Here is a 21,652-nt window from a genome sequence, read left to right as displayed (position 1 = left end):
GCGGCCCCTCCCGGAAGGGACATACGGGGCCGGGGCGAGGAGCCTGCCGTTCACGGTGCGTCGGCGCCGGACCGCTGCCGTTCGGCGAGCCGGCTGTGCGTGCGGCCGTAGCAGAAGTAGACGACGAAGCCGATGATCATCCAGATCGCGAACCGCAGCCAGGTCTCGGCGGGCAGGTTGAGCATCAGCCACAGCGAGGCCAGCACCGACAGGATCGGCAGCACCGGCACCCACGGGGTGCGGAAGGACCGCTCCAGGTCCGGGCGGGTCCGGCGCAGGATGACGACGCTGATCGCGACGACGATGAACGCGAAGAGCGTGCCGATGTTCACCAGCTCGGCGAGTTCGCTCAGGCTGGTGAAGCCGGCGACGATCGCGATGACGACGCCGAGCAGGATGGTCGGCCGGTACGGGGTGCGGAACCGCGGGTGGGTGTGCGAGAAGAACCGGGGCAGCAGCCCGTCCCGGCTCATCGCGAAGAACACCCGGGACTGGCCCAGCAGCAGGATCATGCACACGGTGGTCAGGCCGATCGCGGCGCCGAAGCTGATCAGACCGGCGAACCAGGGGTGCCCGGTGGCCTTGAAGGCGTCGGCGAGCGGGGCGTCCACGGACAGCTCGGTGTACTTCTGCATGCCGGTCACCACGATGGCGACGGCCACGTACAGCGCGGTGCAGATGATCAGGGAGCCGATGATGCCGCGCGGGATGTCCCGCTGGGGGTTGCGGGTCTCCTCGGCGGCGGTGGCGACGACGTCGAAGCCGATGAAGGCGAAGAAGACGACGGAGGCGGCGGTGAAGATGCCCATCACGCCGAAGTTGGACGGCGCCCAGCCGAACATCAGCTGGATCAGCGGGGCCTTGAGGTCGCCGCCGGCCGGCACGGGCTGCTTGGGCGGGACGAAGGGGCTGTAGTTGCCGCTGTGGATGAAGAAGGCGCCCGCGATGATGACGACGAGGACGACGGCGACCTTGATGGCGACGACGACGGAGGTGACCCGGGCGGAGAGCTTCATGCCGACGACGAGGATGGCGGTGAGCACGAGCACCAGGGCGGCGGCGAGGATGTCGAAGCCGAAGCCGTGAGCGCCGTCCCGGCCGCTGAGGTACTCGGGCAGGTGCCAGCCCGCGTTGTCGAGCAGCGAGTGGATGTACCCCGACCAGCCGACGGCGACCACCGCCGTGCCCAGCGCGAGCTCCAGCACCAGGTCCCAGCCGATGATCCAGGCCGGGAACTCGCCGAGCGAGGCGTACGAGAACGTGTACGCGGAGCCGGCGACCGGGACGGTGGAGGCGAATTCGGCGTAGCACAGCGCCGCGAGGCCGCAGACGACGCCGGCCACGGCGAAGGAGATGGCCACCGCGGGCCCGGCGGTGTTCTTGGCGGCCGTGCCGGTCAGGACGAAGATACCGGTGCCGATGATGACACCGACGCCGAAGACCGTGAGGTCCAGGGCCGACAGCGACTTTCTGAGCGCGTGCTCGGGTTCCTCGGTGTCCCGGAGGGACTGTTCGACGTTCTTGGTCCTGAAGAGGGTACTGCTCACGTGCCTACCTCCCACGTTGGTGAGACCTCGATATGGCTCAACATGATCGAGAGGGCCGGGGGTGCGTATGCCCCGGCAAGGGCAGGTTCACGCAGATGGGTCGGTTTCGCCACTTGGAGGAGTGGTGAAACCGACCCATTGGAGTGGTGGGTGTTGCGTCGGGGGCCGCGGGCCGGGGGGGCGGGTCGCGCAGTTCCCCGCGCCCCTTTCGGGGCGCGTTTCCGCTCAGTCCCTCGCGGGTTCGACCGAGTCGACCTCGGTCGTCGTGCCGTCCAGCTTCGCGACCAGGCCGGTGACCTGGCGGGCGATGTCGGGGGCGGTCAGGCCGATCTCCGCCATGATCTCGGCCCGCGAGGCGTGGTCGAGGAAGCGGGGCGGGATGCCGAAGTCGCGGAGGGGGACGTCGACGCCGGCGTCGCGCAGGGCCTGGGCGACGGTGGAGCCGACGCCGCCGACGCGGCTGTTGTCCTCGACGGTGACGACCACCCGGTGGCGCTCGGCGAGCGGGGCCATCGCCTCGTCGACCGGCTTGACCCAGCGCGGGTCGACGACGGTCGTGGAGATGCCCTGCTTGTCGAGGAGGCCGGCGATCTCCAGGCACATGGGCGCGAGGGCGCCCACGGAGACGAGGAGCACGTCCGGGGTGTCGGTGCCCGGCTCGCGGAGCACGTCCATGCCGCCGACCCGGCCCACGGCGGCCACCGCGGGACCCACGGCGCCCTTCGAGAACCGTACGACCGTGGGGGCGTCGTCCACCTCGACGGCCTCGCGGAGCTGGGCGCGGACCTGGTCGGCGTCGCGCGGGGCGGCGAGCCGCAGACCGGGGACGACCTGGAGGATCGACATGTCCCACATGCCGTTGTGGGAGGCGCCGTCGGTGCCGGTGACACCGGCCCGGTCCAGGACGAAGGTCACCCCGCACCGGTGCAGCGCCACGTCCATCAGCACCTGGTCGAAGGCGCGGTTGAGGAAGGTGGCGTACACGGCGAAGACCGGGTGCACCCCGGCGGTGGCGAGGCCGGCGGCGGAGACCGCGCCGTGCTGCTCGGCGATGCCGACGTCGTAGATCCGGTCCGGGAAGGTGTCCGCGAACTTCTTCAGGCCGACCGGCTGGAGCATGGCCGCGGTGATCGCGACGATGTCCTCGCGCTCCTTGCCGAGCTTGACCATCTCGTCGCCGAAGACGGAGGTCCAGTCGGCGCCGGAGGCCTTGACCGGCAGGCCGGTGTCGGGGTGGATGGGGCCGATGCCGTGGAAGCGGTCGGCCTCGTCCTGGAGGGCGGGCTGGTAGCCGCGGCCCTTCTCGGTGAGGCAGTGGACGATCACCGGGCCGCCGAAGCGCTTGGCGCGGGCCAGCGCCGACTCCAGGGCCTCCATGTCGTGGCCGTCGATCGGACCGACGTACTTGAGGCCGAGGTCCTCGAACATGCCCTGCGGGGCGATGAAGTCCTTCAGCCCCTTCTTCGCGCCGTGCAGGGTGTCGAACAGCGGCTTGCCGACGACCGGGGTGCGCTCCAGCAGGTCCTTGCCGCGGGCGAGGAACCGCTCGTAGCCGTCGGTGGTGCGCAGGGTCGCCAGGTGGTTGGCGAGGCCGCCGATGGTGGGGGCGTAGGAGCGCTCGTTGTCGTTGACGACGATGACCAGCGGGCGGTCCTTGGCGTCGGCGATGTTGTTGAGCGCCTCCCAGGCCATTCCGCCGGTGAGGGCGCCGTCACCGATCACGGCGACGACGTGGTCGTCGCGTTCGAGCAGCTGGTTGGCCTTGGCGATGCCGTCGGCCCAGCCGAGCACGGTGGAGGCGTGGCTGTTCTCGATGACGTCGTGCTCGGACTCGGCCTGCGAGGGGTAGCCGGACAGGCCGCCCTTCTGCTTCAGCTTCGAGAAGTCCTGCCGGCCGGTGAGCAGCTTGTGCACGTAGGACTGGTGGCCGGTGTCCCACAGCACCTTGTCCCTGGGTGAGTCGAAGACGCGGTGCAGGGCGATGGTGAGCTCGACCACGCCCAGGTTGGGACCGAGGTGTCCGCCGGTCTTGGAGACCGCTTCCACGAGGAAGCTCCGGATCTCCTCTGCCAGCTGGACCAGCTCCTCGGGGCTGAGCCGGTCCAGATCGCGCGGTCCCCTGATACGGGTCAGCAGCGGCACCCGTGCCTCCTTGCAGTAGAGCTGATCGAGCTGTTGCCGGGCTTGTCGAGTCTAATGTTCCGCCCGGGCGGCCGACGTCCGGGCTGGGGGTGATACGTCACGCGAACGGCCGTACCCATCATGAGCCGCTTCCATGACACGGCTGTGCCCGGCACCTTCGCGGTGCCGGGCACAGGTGGGACCGGGGGGCGTCAGCCGCGTCCGGCCGCCTTCTGGCTCTTGCGGGACACCGAGTCGATGACGACCGCGCCGAGCAGCACGCCGCCCGTGATCATGTACTGGATCGACGTGTTCATGTTCAGCAGGTCGAGGCCGGTCTGGATGGACTGGATGACCAGCATGCCCAGCAGCGCCGACCACACCGAGCCGCGGCCGCCGAAGAGCGAGGTACCGCCGATGACCGCCGCCGCGATGGCGAGCATCAGGGTGTTGCCGCCACCGGCGTTGAGCGTCGCGCTCGCCGTCTGACCGGCGAAGAACATACCGCCGATCGCCGCGAACCCGCCGGAGATCGCGAACACCGCGATCCGGACCATCGGCACGCTGATACCCGCGCGGCGGGCCGCCTCGATGCCGCCGCCGACCGCGAAGACCTTGCGGCCGAAGGTCGTACGGCGGAGCACGAAGTCGACCACGACCAGGGAGGCGAGGAAGATCACCAGCGCGTTGGAGACGCCGGAGGCGCCGTTCAGTACGGCCGCCGCCACGAAGGACGCGATCGCGAGCAGGACCACGCGGACGATGATCTCGCTGGTGGGCCGGAAGGGCACACCGGCCGAACGGCGCCGGCGCTGCTCGTTGAACTGGCCCAGGGCCGAGAGCACGACACCGAGGCCGGCCAGCAGGTAGGCGCCGATGATGGCCTGGTCCATGAAGAAGGAGGACTGGCCGAGGATGTGCACCGGGCCGCTGTCGGCCGGGATGTTGATCGTGCCGCTGTCTCCCAGCAGCCACAGCATCAGACCGTTCCAGCCGAGGAAGCCGGCCAGGGTGACCACGAACGCGGGGACGCCGATCCGGGCGAAGAACCAGCCGTGCAGCGCGCCGATGCCGACGCCGGTGACGATCGTGAGGATCAGGGCCAGCCACTGGTTCATCCCGTGGTTGACCACGAAGACGGCGAACACGGTGGAGGCCAGACCGCTGACCGAGCCGACGGACAGGTCGATCTCGCCCAGCAGCAGCACGAAGACCAGGCCGATGGCGAGCATGCCGGTGGCCGAGAGGAAGTAGCTGATGTTGGACAGGTTGTCCGCGCTGAGGAACAGGCTGTTCTTCAGCTGGAAGATCGTCCAGATGATGATCAGGCCGATGACCACCGGCAGCGAGCCCAGCTCGCCGCCCTTGATCTTCCGCTTGAACTCGGTGAGGTAGCCCTTGAAGCCCTCTTCACGGACCAGCAGCCGCGGGTCGACGACCGCGACCGGCGCTGCCGTGGGGTCGTCGGCGGGCGCCACCGTCGTGGTGGCCGTGTTCTTGTCGACCTGGGGCGTCTCGTCGCCCTGCACGGTCCTGGACGTCTCGCTCACTTCGCGGCCTCCGTGGTGCGACGCTCCGCACGACGGGTCACGGCGTTGTCCGTGGCGCCCGTGATCGCGGCGATGATCTCTTCGTGGCTGGTGCTCTTCACCGGGAAGGAGCCGTTGTTCTTGCCGAGGCGCAGCACGGCGACGGTGTCCGCGACGGCCTTCACATCGGCCATGTTGTGGCTGATGAGGATGACGCCGAGGTTGCGCTCGCGCAGCCGCTCCACCAGGTCGAGGACCTGCGCGGTCTGCTCGACGCCGAGGGCGGCGGTGGGCTCGTCCAGGATGACGACCTTCGGGTCGCCGATCAGGGAACGGGCGATCGCCACGACCTGGCGCTGACCGCCGGAGAGGCTGGCGATCGGGATGCGGACGCTCGGAATGCGGATGGAGAGCGTGCTCAGCAGGTCGCGGGCCTGCTTCTCCATCGTCACCTCGTCGATGACGCCCCGGTGCAGGAGCTCACGGCCGAGGAAGAGGTTGCCGACCACGTCGAGGTTGTCGCAGAGGGCGAGGTCCTGGTAGACCGTCGCGACGCCGAGACCCTGGGCGTCGTGCGGCTTGTTGATGCTGACCGGCCTGCCCTCCCACTCGATGACGCCCTCATCGATGGGATGCACACCCGCGATCGTCTTGACCAGGGTCGACTTTCCTGCGCCGTTGTCGCCCACCAGGGCGACCACTTCTCCGGCGTGGACCTCCAGATCGACATCGGTGAGTGCCTGGACCGCACCGAATCGCTTGGAGACTCCGCGCAACGCCAGCACGGGCGTAGCGGACACGTGAACCATCTCCTTCGCCGCCTGACCGGCGGGGATGCCGCGCTTGCTGATCAGGCGCGGAGGGACGTGCGGTACCTCGGGACGGCCCGGGTCCTCGCACGCGGTTTACAAGATGAACATGCGCGAATCCGCTGCGCTTGGCAACGGGTCCGTCCGACGCCCGCTCCGGCAGCGGGGTATGAAGGCCGGAGCGGGCGTCGGAGGAGTCTTCGCGGGGCCGCCGGACGGACGGGGCGCCTTGTGGAAAGGGCCGGTCGAGTCGGGCGGCCGGGACCCGGGTGTCGTACTGCGATCACCCGGGTGCTCGGCGACCGGGGCCTGGCGGCTCCGGGGCGCCGGCCGGACTACTCCAGGCCGGCGGCCTTGCAGGCCTTGGCGAAGTCGGCGGTGCAGATGTCCGCGACGGTGTACAGCTTGTCCTTGATCACCGTGTCCTTGATGTTGTCCTTGGTGACCGAGACCGGGGTGAGCAGCTGCGAGGGCACCTTGTCGCCCGAGCCGCTGGTCTGCGTGGTGGTGGCGAGCGAGGAGATGCTCTTGCCCTCCAGCAGGTTCACCGCGATGGTGGCGGCGGCGTCGGCCTCCGGCTTGAAGGCCTTGTAGACCGTGGAGGACTGGGTGCCGGCGACGATGCGCTGGATGCCCGCGAGCTCCGCGTCCTGACCGGTCAGCGGGATGCCGCTGATGCCGGCGCCCTTGAGGGTGGTGGCGATACCACCGGCCATGCCGTCGTTGGCGGAGTAGACGCCCGCGATGTTCTTGGCGCCCAGCTGGGTGATGGCCGCCTTCACCTTCTGCGCGGCGACGGTGTCCTTCCAGAGGCCGGACTGCTCGTAGGCGATGTCGACCTTGCCGTCGAGGGCCTCGTGCGCGCCCTTCTTGAACATGGCGGCGTTCGGGTCGGCGTCGTCACCGTTGATCATGACGACCTTCGACTTCTTGGTCGCCTTGGAGCCGAGGGAGTCCAGCAGGGCCTGGCCCTGGAGCTCGCCGACCTTGACGTTGTCGAAGGAGACGTAGGCCGACACCGGGCCCTGGGCGAGGCGGTCGTACGCGACGACCTTGATGCCCTTGTCCACGGCCGCCTGGATGGAGGACTTGATGGCGGCGGAGTCCTGGGCCGAGATCACGATGACCTTGACGCCCTTGGTGACCATGCTGCTGACCTGCTGGGCCTGCTTGGCGGAGTCACCCGCGGCGTTCGCGTACTCGACCTTGCAGTCGGCACACAGCGAGCTGACCTGCGCCTCGAAGTACGGCTTGTCGAACTTCTCGTAGCGCGCGGTCACGCTGTCGGGGAGCAGCAGGCCGATGGTCTTGCTACCGGAGGAGCTGCTGCTGGACGAGTCGCTCTTCTTGTCGTCGCCGGCCTTGCCGCAGGCGGCGAGTGACAGCGCCATGGAAACCGCGGCGGTGCCGATCACGACTCTACGCGTCGTTGCGTTCATTTGGGGGTGCCTCCCTGACAGGGCCGCAACGCTGCGGCCGAGGTGGCTGGAAGTCAACTCGGCCGTGCGTTCGGCGTCAAGAAGTAAATACTTAACGAGATGGCAACGGCGCCATTCGTTCTCTAAGTGAAGGCAGGTGTCGCCGCCGGCAGCGAGCCGTCCAAAAGCGTCGAATCACCCATCTCACTGAGCGCGAGGGCGAGCGCACCGAGCACTTCCGCACGGCCGCCCAGCGCCCCCGGGAGCACGGTGAGCTGACGTGCGGCGCTGGGGATGGCGTAGCGCCCCACGGACTCCCTGATGGGTCCCAGGACCAGCTCTCCGGCCTCGGCGAGATCGCCGCCGAGAACCACCCTGCTGGGGTTCAACAGATTACAGAGATTGGCCACACCGCTGCCGATGTGACGGCCGACGTCGGCGATCACCCGACGGCAGCCGGCGTCACCGTCCCTGGCCATCCGTACGACGCTCTCCATGCTCAGATCGGTTCCGTGACTGGGCTGGAGCAGCGGCAGCACGTAGCGGGCCGAGGCGAAGGTCTCCAGGCAGCCGCGGTTGCCGCAGCGGCAGACGGGGCCGGCCTCGTCGAGCGTGATGTGCCCGATCTCCCCGGCCGTGCCGCCGGGACCCCGGTAGATCTTGCCGTTGATCACCAGTCCGGCGCCGACGCCGCTGGCGACCTTGATGTAAGCAAGATCACGTACCCCCTTGCCGCTGCCCCAGACCAGTTCGCCCAGAGCGCCCAGGTTGGCGTCGTTGTCCACGTGTACGGGCACTCCGAGGCGGATTCTGAGTTCCTCGGCGGGTCTCGCGCCGATCCAGCCCGGCAGGATGGCGCTGGAGCCGAGGGTGCCGGACTCCACGTCGATCGGCCCGGGGACGCCGACGCCCACGCCGGCGATCTTCGAGCGGTCCACGCCGGTCGCCGCGATCAGGCGGTTGACCAGTTCCTCGGCCCGGTCGAAGCCCTGGCTGGCCGAGGCGTCCACGTCGAGCGGCTCGGACTCCTCGGCCAGCACCTGGTGGGCGAGGTTCCCGATCGCGACACGCAGGTGGGTGTGGCCGAAGTCGACCCCTATGACGATGCCGGCGTCACCGCTCAGACTCACGCTGCGGGCCCTGCGTCCGCCCGCCGACGTGGGCGTGACCTCGACGGTTCCGGCGTCCTTGAGCTCGCGCACGATGTTGGAGACCGTCGCCGCCGACAGACCGGTCGTGCGCGCGATCTCCGCCTGCGTGAGCGATCCGGCCAGACGTACGGCCCGTACGACACGTTCCAGGTTGGCTCGGTGCAGCGACGACTGCGACCCCGGAGTCTCCATCGACCCATCCACTCCCGCCATCGAAGGCGGCCACGGCGCCGCCAAGGTGACCCAGGTCACGCCTACGGAACCGGGCCACTTACAAGTTATGAACTCCAAGCTCTGCTGAACGGGTTACCGGCGTCAAGACCTTGACAGAAATCATTGGCGGTTCACCGGTTTCCCCACGGCCATGCATTGGACATGTCTAGGCCATTGCGAAGCAGGTCGGAGCGGGGATGGAGAGGGCGTTCACCGGCGCCTGCGGCGCCGTCGTGGCTGGTCGCGCAGTTACTCGCGCACCTTTAGATCAGCAAGCCGGGCCTTACTTCAGAGCTCCCGCCGTAAGTCCCGCCACCACCTGGCGCTGGAAGACGATGTATGCGGCAAGTACCGGCAGCATCGCCATCACCAGGCCCGCGAAGAGACCGGACCAGTCGCCCTTGTAGCCCTGGCTGACCGCGAGCTGGACCAGACCCTGGGTGAGCACGTGTTTGTCGGGGTCGGTGTTGAGAACCGTGGGGAGCATGTACTGGTTCCACTGGCCGAGGAAGTTGAAGATCCCCACACTGATCAGGCCCGGCTTGGCCATCGGGAGCATGATCTGGAAGAACGTACGGGTGTGCGAGGCGCCGTCGACGAAGGCGGCCTCGGCCACGGAGGTCGGCAGGGTGCGGAAGAACGCCGTCAGGAAGAAGACCGTGAACGGCAGCGAGTACGCGATGTAGACCAGGATCAGGCCGTGGATGGTGTTCAGCAGGCCCATGTTGTTCACGACGTAGAACAGCGGGACCAGCGCGAGCATGATCGGGAAACTCATGCCGCCGATGAACAGGAAGTAGATGAACCGGTTGCCGGGGAAGTCGAAACGGGCGAGGACGTAGGCCGCCATCGAACCGAGGACCAGCGTGCCGACGAGCGAACCGCCGACCACCAGGACGGTGTTCAGGAAGTAGTCGCCCATGTTGGCGTCGGTCCAGGCCCGCGCCCAGTTCTCGAAGTGCAGCCGGTCGGGCAGCGCCCAGGGCGAGCCGAAGATGGAGCGGTCGTCCTTGAAGGACGTCATCACCGCCCACAGCAGCGGCATCACCACCATGACCGCCCAGATGACCAGGATGCCGTGCGAGAAGGCGTTGAGGACCCCGCCCTCGCGCCCGCGCCGGGGCGGCTCGGGCGCGGGTGGCTCGGTCTTGGTGACGGTGACATCGGTCTCGGTCGTCGTCATCGCTTCAGTACTCCAGCCGCTCGCGACGGCCCAGCCGCATCACGACCGCCGCGAAGGCGAGCGTGACGACGAGCAGGGCGACGCCGATGGTGGTGGCGTAGGCGGCCTGACCGTCCCGGAACGCCTTCTGGTACACGTACAGGACCATCACGGTCGTCGAGTAGTCGGGCCCGCCCGGTCCGGTCGTCATGATCTGCACGACCGCGAACGACTCGGCGCCGAGCGCGAGGATGCCCATGTAGACCCAGCCGGACTGCACGGTGTCCCACAGCAGCGGCAGGGTGATGCGGAAGAAGGTGGTGGCGCGGCCGGCGCCGTCCAGCAGCGCGGCCTCGTAGAGGTCGGCGGGGATCGACGCCATGCCCGCGGAGAAGAGGACCACGAAGAAGCCGACCGTGGACCAGACCAGTACCGCCATCACGCACCACAGGGCGAGGCCCGGGTCGCCCAGCCACAGGGGCTGGACACCGCCGAGGCCGATCCCGCGCAGCAGGGAGTTGATCGCGCCGCTGTCCGGGTTGTACGCGAAGGCGAACAGCAGCGAGACGATCGCGATCGACAGTACCTGCGGGAAGAAGTAGACGATCTTGTAGAAGGAGGAGCCCCGGACGCCGGAGACGGCCGGGCCGCCCTTCCGCCGGCCGCCGCCGACATTGATCATGAAGGCGAAGAACAGGGCCAGCCCGATCGTCACCAGCGGCAGCACGACCGCGAACATCAAGCTGTGCTGCAAGGACTTCCAGAAGATCTCGTCGTGCAGCATCCTCCGGTAATTGTCCAGGCCGACCATCTTGAATTCGGGGCTGAGGCCGGTCCAGTCCGTGAACGAGTAGTAGATGGACTGGACGAACGGCCACACCACGAAGAGCGCGTACAGTCCGAGGGGCAACGCCAGAAACCCCACAATGAACCGGTACTTGCCGTGCTGCATCGCCACTCCGGTGCCGTGAGGGTGTGTCCTACTGGTGCTTGTAGTGCTTGATCGAGCTGTCCTTGGCGGCCTCGTCGGCGAAGCCCTGGATCTTCTTGATCGCCTCGGCCGGGGTGAGCCGGCCGGCCATCATCTCGCCGAGGCCGGAGACCCCGATCTTCTCCTTCTGGAGCTGTACGTACCAGTCCTGGAGGCGCGGGTTGACCACGTTGGAGCCGGCCAGTTTCAGCGCGGCCACACCGGACGTGAGGCCCGGGGTGAGGGTGATGCCGTCGGTGCCGCCGTTGTACGCGGTCAGCGACTTCACCTTGCTCGTGAAGTTCTTGGAGGACGCCTCGCTGAGCATGATGCGCAGCTGTTCCATGCCGCCCTCGGCGTTCTTGGCCTTGGCCGGGACGATGAACGGCTCGCCGCCGGAGGCCCAGATGGTGCCGAACGGCATCTTGTCGTTCTTGTCGATGCCGGTGGGCGCCGAGACCGCGAGATCGAAGTCGGAGGGGATGACGTTCGCCGACTCGTTCTCCACCCAGGAGCCGTTCGGGATGAACAGCGCCTTGCCCTGCGCCCAGGCGGTCTGCGACTGGATGTGGTCGAGGCCCGGGGTGCCCTTGAGGATGTAGCCCTTCTTGTAGAGCTCGTAGTAGGCCTCGAAACACGCCTTGACGGCCGGGTGCTTCCAGGCGTTCGGTTCCAGGTTGTCGATCGCGTTCAGGACTTCGACGCCGCCGACCTTGCCGATCATCGGGTAGAGCGAGAAGGGGATGTAGTACGGGTACTTGCCCGCGTACGTCCAGCCCGCCATCCCCTTCTTCTTGGCCTTCGCGCAGACGGCGAGCATCTCGTCCCAGGTCTGCGGGTACTCGGCGTCGAGCGAGTCCAGGGCCTTCTGCGAGTACCAGACGCCGTAGACCGTGTAGGCGTAGTACATGATCCAGACCGGGTCGCCGTCGAACTGGCCCATCTCGACGATGCCGGGGCGCAGCGTGTCGCGGACCTTCTTGTCCGGGTCGTCGTACGACGGCGCGTCCAGCAGCGGGGTGAGGTCGGCCAGCTGGTTCTTGCCGACCAGGACGCCCATGTCCATCTGCTCGGCACCGGAGTTGTCGATGAGGTCCGGCGGGGTGCCCTGGTTGAACCGGGGCTGGAGGGTGGACTGGATCTTCTGGGTGGCGGAGAACTTGACCTTGGCCTTCGGGAAGTCCTTCTCGTAGATCTTGACCGCGTCCTCGGCGTACTCCTTGCCGAAACCGCCGTCGAAGAGGACGAATTCCATCTGTGCGGAGTCGTTGACGCCGAGCGGGTTCTCGGCCGTCTTCTTGCCGGCCTTGTCCTTGGACTGGCCGCCTCCGCCGCTGCTGGCGCAGGCGGAGAGGAATCCGACGGTGGGGACGGAAATCAGGCCGAGCGCGGCGGACCGCTTGATCAGATCGCGGCGGCCGACACCCTCGAAACCGTGGTTCGGTGCGGAAGTGGATCCCATGCTCAAGTCCTCGCCTTCTCCAGGACTCAGGCGGTGAACCGGATCCTCCCGGCACCGCGGTCGGGTAGTGCTGGGCAGTGCAGGAAGTCATGCGGGAAACGCCGACAGGTATAGTCCACTTCCCGCCGACGGGGCAAGATCGAATGCAAGGTTGGCCGCGGGTCTTTTCCTAGTTGAGACCTGCCGGAAATATGAGCGACCTGTGTACGGCTTGCCGGAAAAAGAGGCGACATAGCCCCCTGAATGCCGCACCCAACACCCTTGACATCAAGGGCCACTTGACCACCTACTGGTTCCTGCGCCTCGCATCTGACAACGTTGTCTCGTGTGGCAGGGAGGGTACCCGTTTTGATGCAGCGGAAGACGCAGCGAAGAACAGGACACAGATCCGGTACGGCGGCCGTGATCACGGCCGCCGTAGTCATGGCGCTCAGCTCCCAGGGAGCCGCGGTCGCCCTGCCCGCCAAGGCACCGGCCACCGCCACCCAGTTCGCATCCTCGTTCGAGTCCGGCGAGCCCGCGCCCGACTGGACCGACACCGTCGACACCGGCCCGGACGGCGCCCCGCGCGCCTCGGGCGTGGACGGCGGCTACAGCACCGGCATCCCCGGCAACGTCACCGACCATGTCACCGACCTCCGGGCCAGCGCGGAGAACACCGGCGCGGGCGAGGTGAAGGAGAACCTCGTCGACGGCGAGCCGGGCACCAAGTGGCTCACCTTCGAGCCCACCGGCTGGGTCGAGTTCGACCTCGACAAACCCGTCAAGCTGGTGACGTACGCCCTCACCTCGGCGAACGACTACGCCGAACGCGACCCCAGGGACTGGACCCTCCAGGGCTCGGCCGACGGCAAGGACTGGAAGACCCTCGACACCCGGACCGACGAGTCCTTCCCGGAGCGGTTCCAGACCAGGTCGTACGACCTCGCCGCGCCCGCCGAGTACCAGCACTTCCGGCTCGACGTGACCCGGAACAACGGCGCCTCGGGCATCCTTCAGATCGCCGACGTGCAGTTCTCCACGGGCGGCAGCGGCGGCCCCGTGCCCCAGGACATGCTCTCGCTGGTCGACCGGGGCCCGAGCGGCTCGCCGACCGCCAAGGCGCGGGCCGGGTTCACCGGAACGCATGCCCTGCGCTACGCCGGACGGCACACCGCGAGCGGCCAGGCGTACTCGTACAACAAGGTCTTCGACGTGAACGTGAAGGTCGGCCGCGACACACGGCTGGCGTACCGGATCTTCCCGTCGATGGCCGACGGGGACCTGGACTACGACGCCACGAACGTGGCGGTGGACCTCGCCTTCACCGACGGCACCTACCTGAGCGGCCTCGGCGCCGTCGACCAGCACGGGTTCACGCTCTCGCCGCGCGGTCAGGGCGCCTCGAAGGCGCTGTACGTCAACCAGTGGAACGACGTCTCCTCGGTGATCGGCTCGGTCGCGGCCGGCAAGACCGTCGACCGCATCCTGGTCGGGTACGACTCCCCCGCCGGGCCCGCCAAGTTCCGCGGCTGGATCGACGACGTCTCGCTGCGGCCGGTGGCCCCCGAGAAGCCGAAGGCACACCTGTCCGACTACGCGCTGACCACCCGGGGCACCAACTCCAGCGGCAGCTTCTCGCGCGGCAACGACTTCCCGGCGACGGCCCTGCCGCACGGCTTCAACTTCTGGACGCCGGTGACCAACGCGTCCTCGCTCAGCTGGCTGTACGAGTACGCGCGGGCCAACGACGACGACAACCTGCCGACGATCCAGGCCTTCAGCGCGAGCCACGAGCCCAGCCCCTGGATGGGCGACCGGCAGACCTTCCAGGTGATGCCGTCGGCGGCGTCCGGCACCCCGGACACCGGCCGGGAGGCGCGCGAACTGGCGTTCCGGCACGAGAACGAGACCGCGCGGCCGTACTACTACGGGGTGCGGTTCGAGAACGGGCTCAAGGCGGAGCTGGCGCCCACCGACCACGCGGCCTCGCTGCGCTTCACCTACCCGGGCTCCGACGCGAGCGTCGTCTTCGACAACGTCACCGAGCAGGCGGGGCTGACCCTGGACAAGGAGCACGGGGTCGTCACCGGCTACTCGGACGTGAAGTCCGGTCTGTCGACGGGCGCGACCCGCCTCTTCGTCTACGGCGTCTTCGACAAGCCGGTCACGGACGGCGGCTCCAGCGGGGTGAAGGGCTACCTGCGCTTCGACGCGGGCGCCGACCGTACCGTGACGCTCCGGCTGGCCACCTCCCTGATCAGCGTCGACCAGGCGAAGGACAACCTGCGCCAGGAGATCCCGGACGGCACCTCCTTCGACACGGTCAGGGCGCGGGCGCAGAAGGTCTGGGACCGGCTGCTGGGCAAGGTGGAGGTGGAGGGCGCCACGACCGACCAGCTGACCACCCTCTACTCCAGCATGTACCGGCTGTACCTGTACCCCAACTCCGGCTACGAGAAGGTCGGTTCGACCTACCAGTACGCCTCCCCGTTCTCGCCGATGACCAGCCAGGACACCCCGACGCACACCGGCGCGAAGATCGTGGACGGCAAGGTGTACGTCAACAACGGCTTCTGGGACACGTACCGGACGACCTGGCCGGCCTACAGTCTGCTGACGCCCTCCCAGGCCGGTGAGATGGTCGACGGGTTCGTGCAGCAGTACAAGGACGGCGGCTGGACCTCGCGCTGGTCCTCCCCCGGCTACGCCGACCTGATGACCGGCACCTCCTCGGACGTGGCGTTCGCGGACGCCTACGTCAAGGGCGTGGACTTCGACGCGAAGTCGGCGTACGAGGCGGCGCTCAAGAACGCGACGGTCGTACCCCCGTCGTCCGGCGTGGGCCGCAAGGGCATGACGACCTCTCCCTTCCTCGGCTACACCGGCGACGACACCCGCGAGGGCCTGTCGTGGGCGATGGAGGGGTACGTCAACGACTACGGCATCGCCGAGATGGGCAAGGCCCTCTACAGGAAGACGGGCGAGAAGCGCTACCAGGAGGAGTCGGAGTACTTCCTCAACCGCGCCCGGGACTACGTGAACCTCTTCGACTCCAAGGCCGGTTTCTTCCAGGGCAAGGACGCGCAGGGCAAGTGGCGGGTGGACTCCTCGTCGTACGACCCGCGCGTGTGGGGCTACGACTACACGGAGACCAACGGCTGGGGCTACGCCTTCACCGCCCCGCAGGACAGCCGGGGCCTCGCCAACCTGTACGGCGGCCGGTCCGGCCTCGCCGACAAGCTCGACGAGTACTTCGCGACACCCGAGACGGCCTCCCCCGACTTCGTCGGCTCCTACGGCGGGGTCATCCACGAGATGACCGAGGCACGGGACGTCCGGATGGGGATGTACGGCCACTCCAACCAGGTCGCCCACCACGTCATCTACATGTACGACGCGGCCGGCGAGCCCTGGAAGGCGCAGGCCTACGTCCGTGAGGCGCTCTCCCGGCTCTACCTCGGCAGCGAGATCGGCCAGGGCTACCACGGCGACGAGGACAACGGCGAGCAGTCGGCCTGGTACCTCTTCTCGGCCCTCGGCTTCTACCCGCTGGTGATGGGCAGCGGCGACTACACGATCGGCTCCCCGCTGTTCAAGAAGGCCACCGTCCACCTGGAGAACGGCCGCGACCTGGTGATCAGGGCGCCGAAGAACAGCGCGGCCAACGTGTACGTGCAGGGCGTGAAGGTCAACGGCCGGATCTGGACGTCGACCTCGCTGCCCCACTCGCTGATCTCCAAGGGCGGCGTCATCGACTTCACGATGGGCGCGAAGCCGTCGACGTGGGGCACGGGCAAGAACGCCGGCCCGGTCTCGGTCACCCAGGACGACAAGGTCCCGGACCCGCGCGCGGACGTCCTCAAGCCCGGGGGCGCGCTGTTCGACAACACCTCGGCCACCCAGGCGACGGTGACGTCGGTGGACCTGCCGGTGAGCGCCGCCGCGAAGGGCGTGCAGTACACGCTCACCTCGCCGGCGGACCGGACGAAGGCTCCGACCGGCTGGACCCTCCAGGGTTCCGCGGACGGCACCGACTGGCGGACGCTGGACCGCCGTTCGGGCGAGACCTTCACCTGGGACCTCCAGACCCGGGCCTTCACCATCCGCCAACCCGGGTCGTACCAGCACTACCGCCTGGTCCTGGACGGTGAATCGACCCTGGCGGAGGTGGAGTTGCTGGCCTGAGCCACGGCCGCGGCAGAGCAGGAGGGGGCGGACCCGTGCGGGTCCGCCCCCTGTGCCGCTGCGCGGTCAGCCGGTGGCGAGGGCGAACACGTGCAGGTCGGCGTCGTCCGGGAGCCGGACACTGCGGATGCTCCTGCCCTCCGGCGCCTCGAACGGCCTGGTCGCGAACACGTAGGTGGCCACGGGGTCCTTGTCGGCGCCCGCGACGTTGCGGTAGGCGGTCCTCGCCACGGTCTCGTTGCCGTACTGGACGGTGCCGCCTCCGCCGCCGACGGTCCAGTCGGTGAAGGAGAGGTCGGCCGTGCCGGTGCTGCCGTCGGTGTAGGTGAGGGTCGCGGTGGTGGACCGGTTGCCGTTGGCGGCGCTGCCCACGAAGGACAGCCTGGCCGCCGGGGTGTCGAGGTCGATGGTCTGCCCGTCGCCCGTCGCGTTGTCGGGGCGGCCGGCGGGGGCGTCGGGCCAGGTGAAGGACAGGCCGTCGACCGTGCCCTCGGCGCCCGGGGTGAGGCCGGCCGCCGCGAGGGCCTGGCGGGAGTAGCTCCAGCCGCCGCCGTCGAAGTCGGCCTCGTCGTGCTCGCCGGAGTCGTCCGAGATCCCGGTGTTGTCGTAGGCGGCGAGGAGGGTGCCCGGTGCGGCGACGGTGAGGGCGACCGGCTGGGAGTAGGAGGTGCCGGTGGAGGTCACCGAGACCCGGACGTCGTAGTGGCCCTGGGGCGTGCCGGCGGTGGTGGACAGGGTGATCTGCTGCGAGCCGTCGGTCACCGTGCCCTCGGCGGGGGTGGCCTCGACGCCGTCCGGGGTCTCCACCCGGAAGCGGACCTCGGGGCCGGTGCCGCCGCTCAGGGCGAGGGCGCGGATGCCGACCCGGGTGCTGTCACCGGGGGCGAGGGTAGCGGTCGTCGGCCCGACACCGATCTGGTACGGCTGTTCGCCCGCCCGGAACGACGGGGGCGCGGAGCCGGTGCCCCAGGCGCGGTCCGGGGTGGCGGCGAGGGTGTAGTCGAGGCGGCCTCCGTCGCGGACGAAGCTCTCGGGGAGCCAGGCCCGGTCGCTGGTGCGGCCGTCGACCTTCAGGGACTGGACGTAGGGGGCGTCGGCCGCGGCGCCCGGTGCGCTGATCGAGATGTCGTTGCCGCGCGGCCGGTGGATCTCGACGCGCTCGAACAGGGGTGAGGCGAGGACGAGTTCGGCCCTGGAGGGGACCTGCGGGTACATGCCGAGGGCGGAGAAGACGTACCAGGCCGACATCGCGCCGAGGTCGTCGTTGCCCGGGATGCCGCCGGGGCCGGTGGACCACAGCGTCGTCATCGCCGCGCGGACCGTCTCCTGCGTCTTGTACGGGGCGCCCGCGTAGTCGTACAGGTAGGGCACGTTGATCGAGGGTTCGTTGTCCAGCTCGGACTTGTCGCCGCCACTGCCGGTGAAGGCCCAGCCGCCGTCGCTGTCGTGGAAGAAGGCGTCGAGGCGGGCGAGGGCCCGGTCGGTGCCGCCCATCGCCGCGAAGAGCCCGGCGGGGTCGTGCTGGACCATCCAGGTGTACTGGGCGGCCGTGCCCTCCACGAACCCGCTGCCCGTGCCCGGGGTGAAGCCGGTGGCCCAGCTGCCGTCGGCCTTGCGGTTGGCGATGTAGCCGCCGGTCTCGTCGGCGGCGATGTCGAAGTTGTTCTGCCACCACTGGGAGCGGTCGGCGAAGGCCGCCGCCGTGTCCTGGTCCCCCGCGGCCGCCGCCAGCTGGGAGATCGAGAAGTCGGCGGTGGACATCTCCAGGGTCTCGGCGGCGCCGCCCCAGGCGTTGGACACGGACGGCATGTAGTGCTTGTCCAGGTACTTGTCGAGGGACGGGCGCTGTCCGGCGGAGAGCACCGGCTTGCCGGCCGGGGACAGGTCCTCGGCCGTGGGCACGGTCGCCGCCCGCACCAGCGAGGCCAGCGCGCCCGTGAGGTCGAAGTCCGTGCCGCCGAAGGCGCGGATGCCGGCCAGGGCGGTGGGTGACGGGTCGCCGTTCATCACGTGGGTGCCGCTCGCGCCGTGCAGCCAGCGGTCCCAGACCCCGCCGTTCTGCCCGGCGAGTTCGTAGAGCGACTGGGCGATGTCCGAGCCGGTCCCGGGGTCCAGCAGGGTCAGCAGCTGCACCTGGTCGCGGTAGACGTCCCAGCCGGAGAAGGTGCCGTACTGGGCCCGGTGGCCGCGCGCGACGCGGTGCACCCGGTCGTCGCTGCCCCGGTAGCGGCCGTCGGCGTCGCTGATGACGTTCGGGTGGAGGAGCGAGTGGTAGAGCGCGGTGTAGAAGGTGGTGCGGTCGGGGTCCGTGCCGCCGCCGACGCGGACGGCGCCCAGCCGGTCGAGCCAGGCGCGGTGGGCCGCGTCGCGGACCGCGTCGAAGGAGCGCCGCGGCGGGTTCTCCGCCCTGAGGTTGGCCTCGGCGGCGGCCCGGCTGACGTAGGAGATGCCGACCTTGACGCCGACGGGGCCGCTGCCGGACGCGAACTGCACGTATCCGCCCGCGCCCTTGCCCGCGACGGGCCGTCCGCCGTTCGTGAAGCCGCCGGTGCCGCCGGAGGCGGTGGTCGACCCCGGGGTCAGCAGGTCGTCCCGCCAGGTGCCGGTGGCGGTGAAGGCGCGGTCGAACTGGGCGGTGAAGTACAGGGTGTAGTAGGCGCGTTGGCCTTCGGGGTCGAGGTAGCCGCAGAAGTCGCCGGAGGTGACCGAGCCGGAGACGGTGCGGGTGTCCGGGTCGATGGTGACCGTCGAATCGGTGGAGCCGACCTCGGAGTTGGCGGTGCGGATCAGCAGTGAGGCGGGCTTGTCGGCCGGGTAGGTGAACCGGGCCGAGCCGGTGCGGGCGGTCGCGGTGAGGTCGGCGGTCACGCCGGAGGCGAGGCCGACCTTGTAGTGGCCCGGCTCCGCGGTCTCGTCGCCGTGGCCGAAGTCCGAGGCGTAGACGGCGTCCTTGGTGTCGCTCGCCGGGGACGAGGTGACCTCGCCCGCGTACGGGAAGAACGGGATGTCGCCGCTGCCGCCCGCGCAGCCGGTGCCGGACATGTGGGTCAGGCTGAAGCCGCGGATGCGGGTGGCGTCGTACTGGTAGCCGCCGGGCGCGGCCGTTCTGGTCGCGTCGCCCCTGGTGTTCTCGGGGCTCCAGGAGAGCATGCCGAAGGGCACGACGGCACCGGGGAAGGTGTTGCCGCCGTTCTTGCTGCCGATCAGCGGATCGACGTACGCCGTGGGGTCCTTGACCAGTTCGGGGGGTGCGCTCGCGGTCGCCGCGAGGGCGGGGGTGGCGCCGCCGGTCGCGAGCACCGCGGCCAGCAGCAGGGACATGGGACGGAAACGCATGACGCGGCCCCTCCTCCGGACGGGTCGCGCATCACAGGTCGCACAAGCCGCAGGGACAGTAACGTGCGCCACCGCTGTCGCGGAAGACCGCGGGCGCCTCGGACGGCGTGGTCCGGTTTCACCCGGTCGGGCTACCGAAGTGGGTTGACATCGTTGTCGGTTGGGGCGGTAGAGTCATGTACAGACCATCAGACAACGTTGTCGCGTACACAGCTCGACACAAGCCGCACGGCAAGGCGCAGCAGAGGCACTTCGAGCAACTCCCACCCGGACAGGCCCACCCACCCCCCTCGCCTGCCCGGCTCGCGGACCCGGTGTGCACCGACACCGGGTCCGCCCAGAGCGGATCACACGGCTCAGCCGACCTGACAGGGCAGGTCGGTCGCACTGTCCCCGCCGTCGCCCTGGACGACGTAGCCGAACGTGGTGCTCTGCCCGGGGCTGAGCGAGCCGTTCCAGTCGACGTTGTGGACCATCACGTCCTGTCCGCTGTAGGTGGCGTTGCCGGACCAGAGGCTGGCCACCGTCTGACCCGCGGGGAGCGTCCAGTCGACCATCCAGCCGAGCATCGCCACGTCACCGCTGTTGGTGACGGTGACCTCGGACTGGTAGCCGCCGGGCCAGCTGTTGGTCGTGGTGCGGGTGGCGGTGCAGGTGCCGGGCGGGGGTTCGGTGGGGTTGCCCGGGTCGTGGATGCCGGTGACCTCGCCGTTGCCGCCGTCGAAGACGACGTCGGAGCAGGAGTAGAAGGTCTCCGTGCTGTCCGAGCGCTGCCACACCATGTAGATGATGTGCCGCCCGCTCTTGTTCGACGGAAGGGTGCCGGTCCAGGAGTAGTTGGCCTCGACCGTGCCCGGGGTGCCGTTGAGCGGCGGGTGGTCGACGGTGAGGAACGGGGTGTCCTCCATGTCGTCCCAGGTGAGCGGCTGGGTCGGGTCGTAGCCGTCCTTGGTGACGTAGACGTAGAACCAACCCGGGTGCGCCGCCCAGGCGTTGTAGGAGAAGTCGACGGTCGCACCCGAGGTGAGATGGGTGACCGGCCAGTCGTCGCGCGGCAGGTTGAAGCCGGTGAAGTTGGTGTTGCCGCCGCTGCACAGCTCGCCGTCGGGCACGAAGCCGCGGGTGCGGCCGGCGCCGTCCGAGCGCAGCACCGAGAACCAGTTGTAGAACGGCGTGGTCCCGCTGACCTGCTGGGCCGCCTTGCAGGCGGGGTTGACCGGTTTGATCTCCCCGGTGTCGGTGAGCGCGTCCTGCCAGCACAGGAAGGTGCGGCTGGCCGGCTTCATGGGGGTGCCGTGCGCCTGGGCCGGGGCGCCGGCGGTCAGGATCAGGGCGAGGGCGGGCAGCGCGGTGAGGACGGCGAGGAGGGTCAGGAAGAGGGCCCGGCCCCGGGTGGGGAGCGGTAACCGGGGCGGTCTGGACGGATCTCGTAGTTTTGTCATAGCCATGACACATCAACCTCTGTGTGGGGTGAACGGTCGTGCGCGGGTCATGGAGACGGACGCGGGGCGGGAGCGGGCCCTGCGCGCGGCGGCGGGTTCCGGTCCGCCGCCGCGCGGATGGGAGCGCTCCCACCCCACTCCCCTGTGAAGCTAGCGCGGACCGGGGCGACTGTAAACGGCACGGCATGGCTTCACCGCTGCGGGCGGCGGTACGGTGTGCGCCGAAACCCGGGGGTGCCTCTATGTCTTCCGTCAAGGCACCCCTGTCGGGTTTGGTGTGGTTCGGTGTTGCTGGGGTTATGCGGCGAGCTCGATGTCCGTCGGT

General features: G+C 69.2%; 12 protein-coding genes. 1 reads left to right on the top strand and 11 read right to left on the bottom strand.

Annotated elements, in window-relative coordinates:
• Positions 1–50: 50 nt before the first annotated feature.
• The 9 genes from ACZ619_RS25845 to ngcE form a co-directional block, all read right to left on the bottom strand.
• Positions 51–1,547, bottom strand: a complete 1,497-nt coding sequence (locus tag ACZ619_RS25845; RefSeq protein WP_469603336.1) for an amino acid permease — start codon at positions 1,545–1,547, stop codon at positions 51–53.
• A gap of 225 nt (positions 1,548–1,772) precedes the next feature.
• Positions 1,773–3,689 carry a 1-deoxy-D-xylulose-5-phosphate synthase gene (gene dxs, locus ACZ619_RS25840; protein WP_469603333.1) on the bottom strand — a complete coding sequence of 639 codons (1,917 nt, stop codon included), beginning with the start codon at positions 3,687–3,689 and terminating at the stop codon, positions 1,773–1,775.
• Between the two features lie 191 nt (positions 3,690–3,880).
• Complete coding sequence (locus tag ACZ619_RS25835) at positions 3,881–5,218, bottom strand: sugar ABC transporter permease (protein ID WP_469603331.1); 1,338 nt, start codon at positions 5,216–5,218, stop codon at positions 3,881–3,883.
• Complete coding sequence (locus tag ACZ619_RS25830; protein ID WP_469603328.1) at positions 5,215–6,006, bottom strand: ATP-binding cassette domain-containing protein; 792 nt, start codon at positions 6,004–6,006, stop codon at positions 5,215–5,217. The genes ACZ619_RS25835 and ACZ619_RS25830 overlap by 4 nt, the downstream gene beginning before the upstream one ends.
• A gap of 335 nt (positions 6,007–6,341) precedes the next feature.
• Positions 6,342–7,445: a sugar ABC transporter substrate-binding protein gene (locus ACZ619_RS25825; protein WP_469603326.1), complete on the bottom strand. Its 1,104-nt coding sequence runs from the start codon at positions 7,443–7,445 to the stop codon at positions 6,342–6,344.
• Between the two features lie 122 nt (positions 7,446–7,567).
• Entirely contained in the window at positions 7,568–8,767 is a 1,200-nt protein-coding gene (locus ACZ619_RS25820) for an ROK family transcriptional regulator (RefSeq protein ID WP_469603323.1), read from the bottom strand.
• Positions 8,768–9,071: 304 nt separating this feature from the next.
• On the bottom strand, positions 9,072–9,971 hold the full coding sequence (locus ACZ619_RS25815; RefSeq protein WP_469603320.1) for a carbohydrate ABC transporter permease: 900 nt from the start codon (positions 9,969–9,971) through the stop codon (positions 9,072–9,074).
• A gap of 4 nt (positions 9,972–9,975) precedes the next feature.
• Complete coding sequence (locus ACZ619_RS25810; protein WP_469603317.1) at positions 9,976–10,902, bottom strand: carbohydrate ABC transporter permease; 927 nt, start codon at positions 10,900–10,902, stop codon at positions 9,976–9,978.
• A 28-nt stretch (positions 10,903–10,930) separates the two neighbouring features.
• Entirely contained in the window at positions 10,931–12,382 is a 1,452-nt protein-coding gene (gene ngcE, locus ACZ619_RS25805) for an N-acetylglucosamine/diacetylchitobiose ABC transporter substrate-binding protein (RefSeq protein WP_469603314.1), read from the bottom strand.
• Positions 12,383–12,805: 423 nt separating this feature from the next.
• Between ngcE and ACZ619_RS25800 the strand changes: the two genes are divergently transcribed.
• Positions 12,806–16,549: a GH92 family glycosyl hydrolase gene (locus ACZ619_RS25800; protein WP_469603719.1), complete on the top strand. Its 3,744-nt coding sequence runs from the start codon at positions 12,806–12,808 to the stop codon at positions 16,547–16,549.
• A 66-nt stretch (positions 16,550–16,615) separates the two neighbouring features.
• Here ACZ619_RS25800 and ACZ619_RS25795 read toward each other — a convergent pair whose 3' ends face one another.
• Both ACZ619_RS25795 and ACZ619_RS25790 read right to left on the bottom strand, forming a co-directional pair.
• The gene (locus ACZ619_RS25795) at positions 16,616–19,885 is read right to left on the bottom strand and encodes a GH92 family glycosyl hydrolase (protein WP_469603311.1); all 3,270 of its coding nucleotides are present in this window, start codon (positions 19,883–19,885) and stop codon (positions 16,616–16,618) included.
• Between the two features lie 356 nt (positions 19,886–20,241).
• Positions 20,242–21,333 carry a lytic polysaccharide monooxygenase gene (locus ACZ619_RS25790; RefSeq protein WP_469603308.1) on the bottom strand — a complete coding sequence of 364 codons (1,092 nt, stop codon included), beginning with the start codon at positions 21,331–21,333 and terminating at the stop codon, positions 20,242–20,244.
• Positions 21,334–21,652 lie beyond the last annotated feature (319 nt).

The sequence above is a fragment of the Streptomyces sp. NPDC104367 genome (genome assembly GCF_055583825.1).
This window is presented reverse-complemented; position numbering and strand designations above follow the sequence as displayed.

Bases quoted from the DNA above. Each gene is read 5' to 3' on its own strand.
- ACZ619_RS25830 (WP_469603328.1), bottom strand. From the start codon at position 6,006: ATGGTTCACGTGTCCGCTACGCCCGTGCTGGCGTTGCGCGGAGTCTCC.
- ACZ619_RS25825 (WP_469603326.1), bottom strand. From the start codon at position 7,445: ATGAACGCAACGACGCGTAGAGTCGTGATCGGCACCGCCGCGGTTTCC.
- ACZ619_RS25820 (WP_469603323.1), bottom strand. From the start codon at position 8,767: ATGGAGACTCCGGGGTCGCAGTCGTCGCTGCACCGAGCCAACCTGGAA.
- ACZ619_RS25815 (WP_469603320.1), bottom strand. From the start codon at position 9,971: ATGACGACGACCGAGACCGATGTCACCGTCACCAAGACCGAGCCACCC.
- ACZ619_RS25810 (WP_469603317.1), bottom strand. From the start codon at position 10,902: ATGCAGCACGGCAAGTACCGGTTCATTGTGGGGTTTCTGGCGTTGCCC.
- ngcE (WP_469603314.1), bottom strand. From the start codon at position 12,382: ATGGGATCCACTTCCGCACCGAACCACGGTTTCGAGGGTGTCGGCCGC.
- ACZ619_RS25800 (WP_469603719.1), top strand. From the start codon at position 12,806: ATGGCGCTCAGCTCCCAGGGAGCCGCGGTCGCCCTGCCCGCCAAGGCA.
- ACZ619_RS25795 (WP_469603311.1), bottom strand. From the start codon at position 19,885: ATGCGTTTCCGTCCCATGTCCCTGCTGCTGGCCGCGGTGCTCGCGACC.
- ACZ619_RS25790 (WP_469603308.1), bottom strand. From the start codon at position 21,333: ATGGCTATGACAAAACTACGAGATCCGTCCAGACCGCCCCGGTTACCG.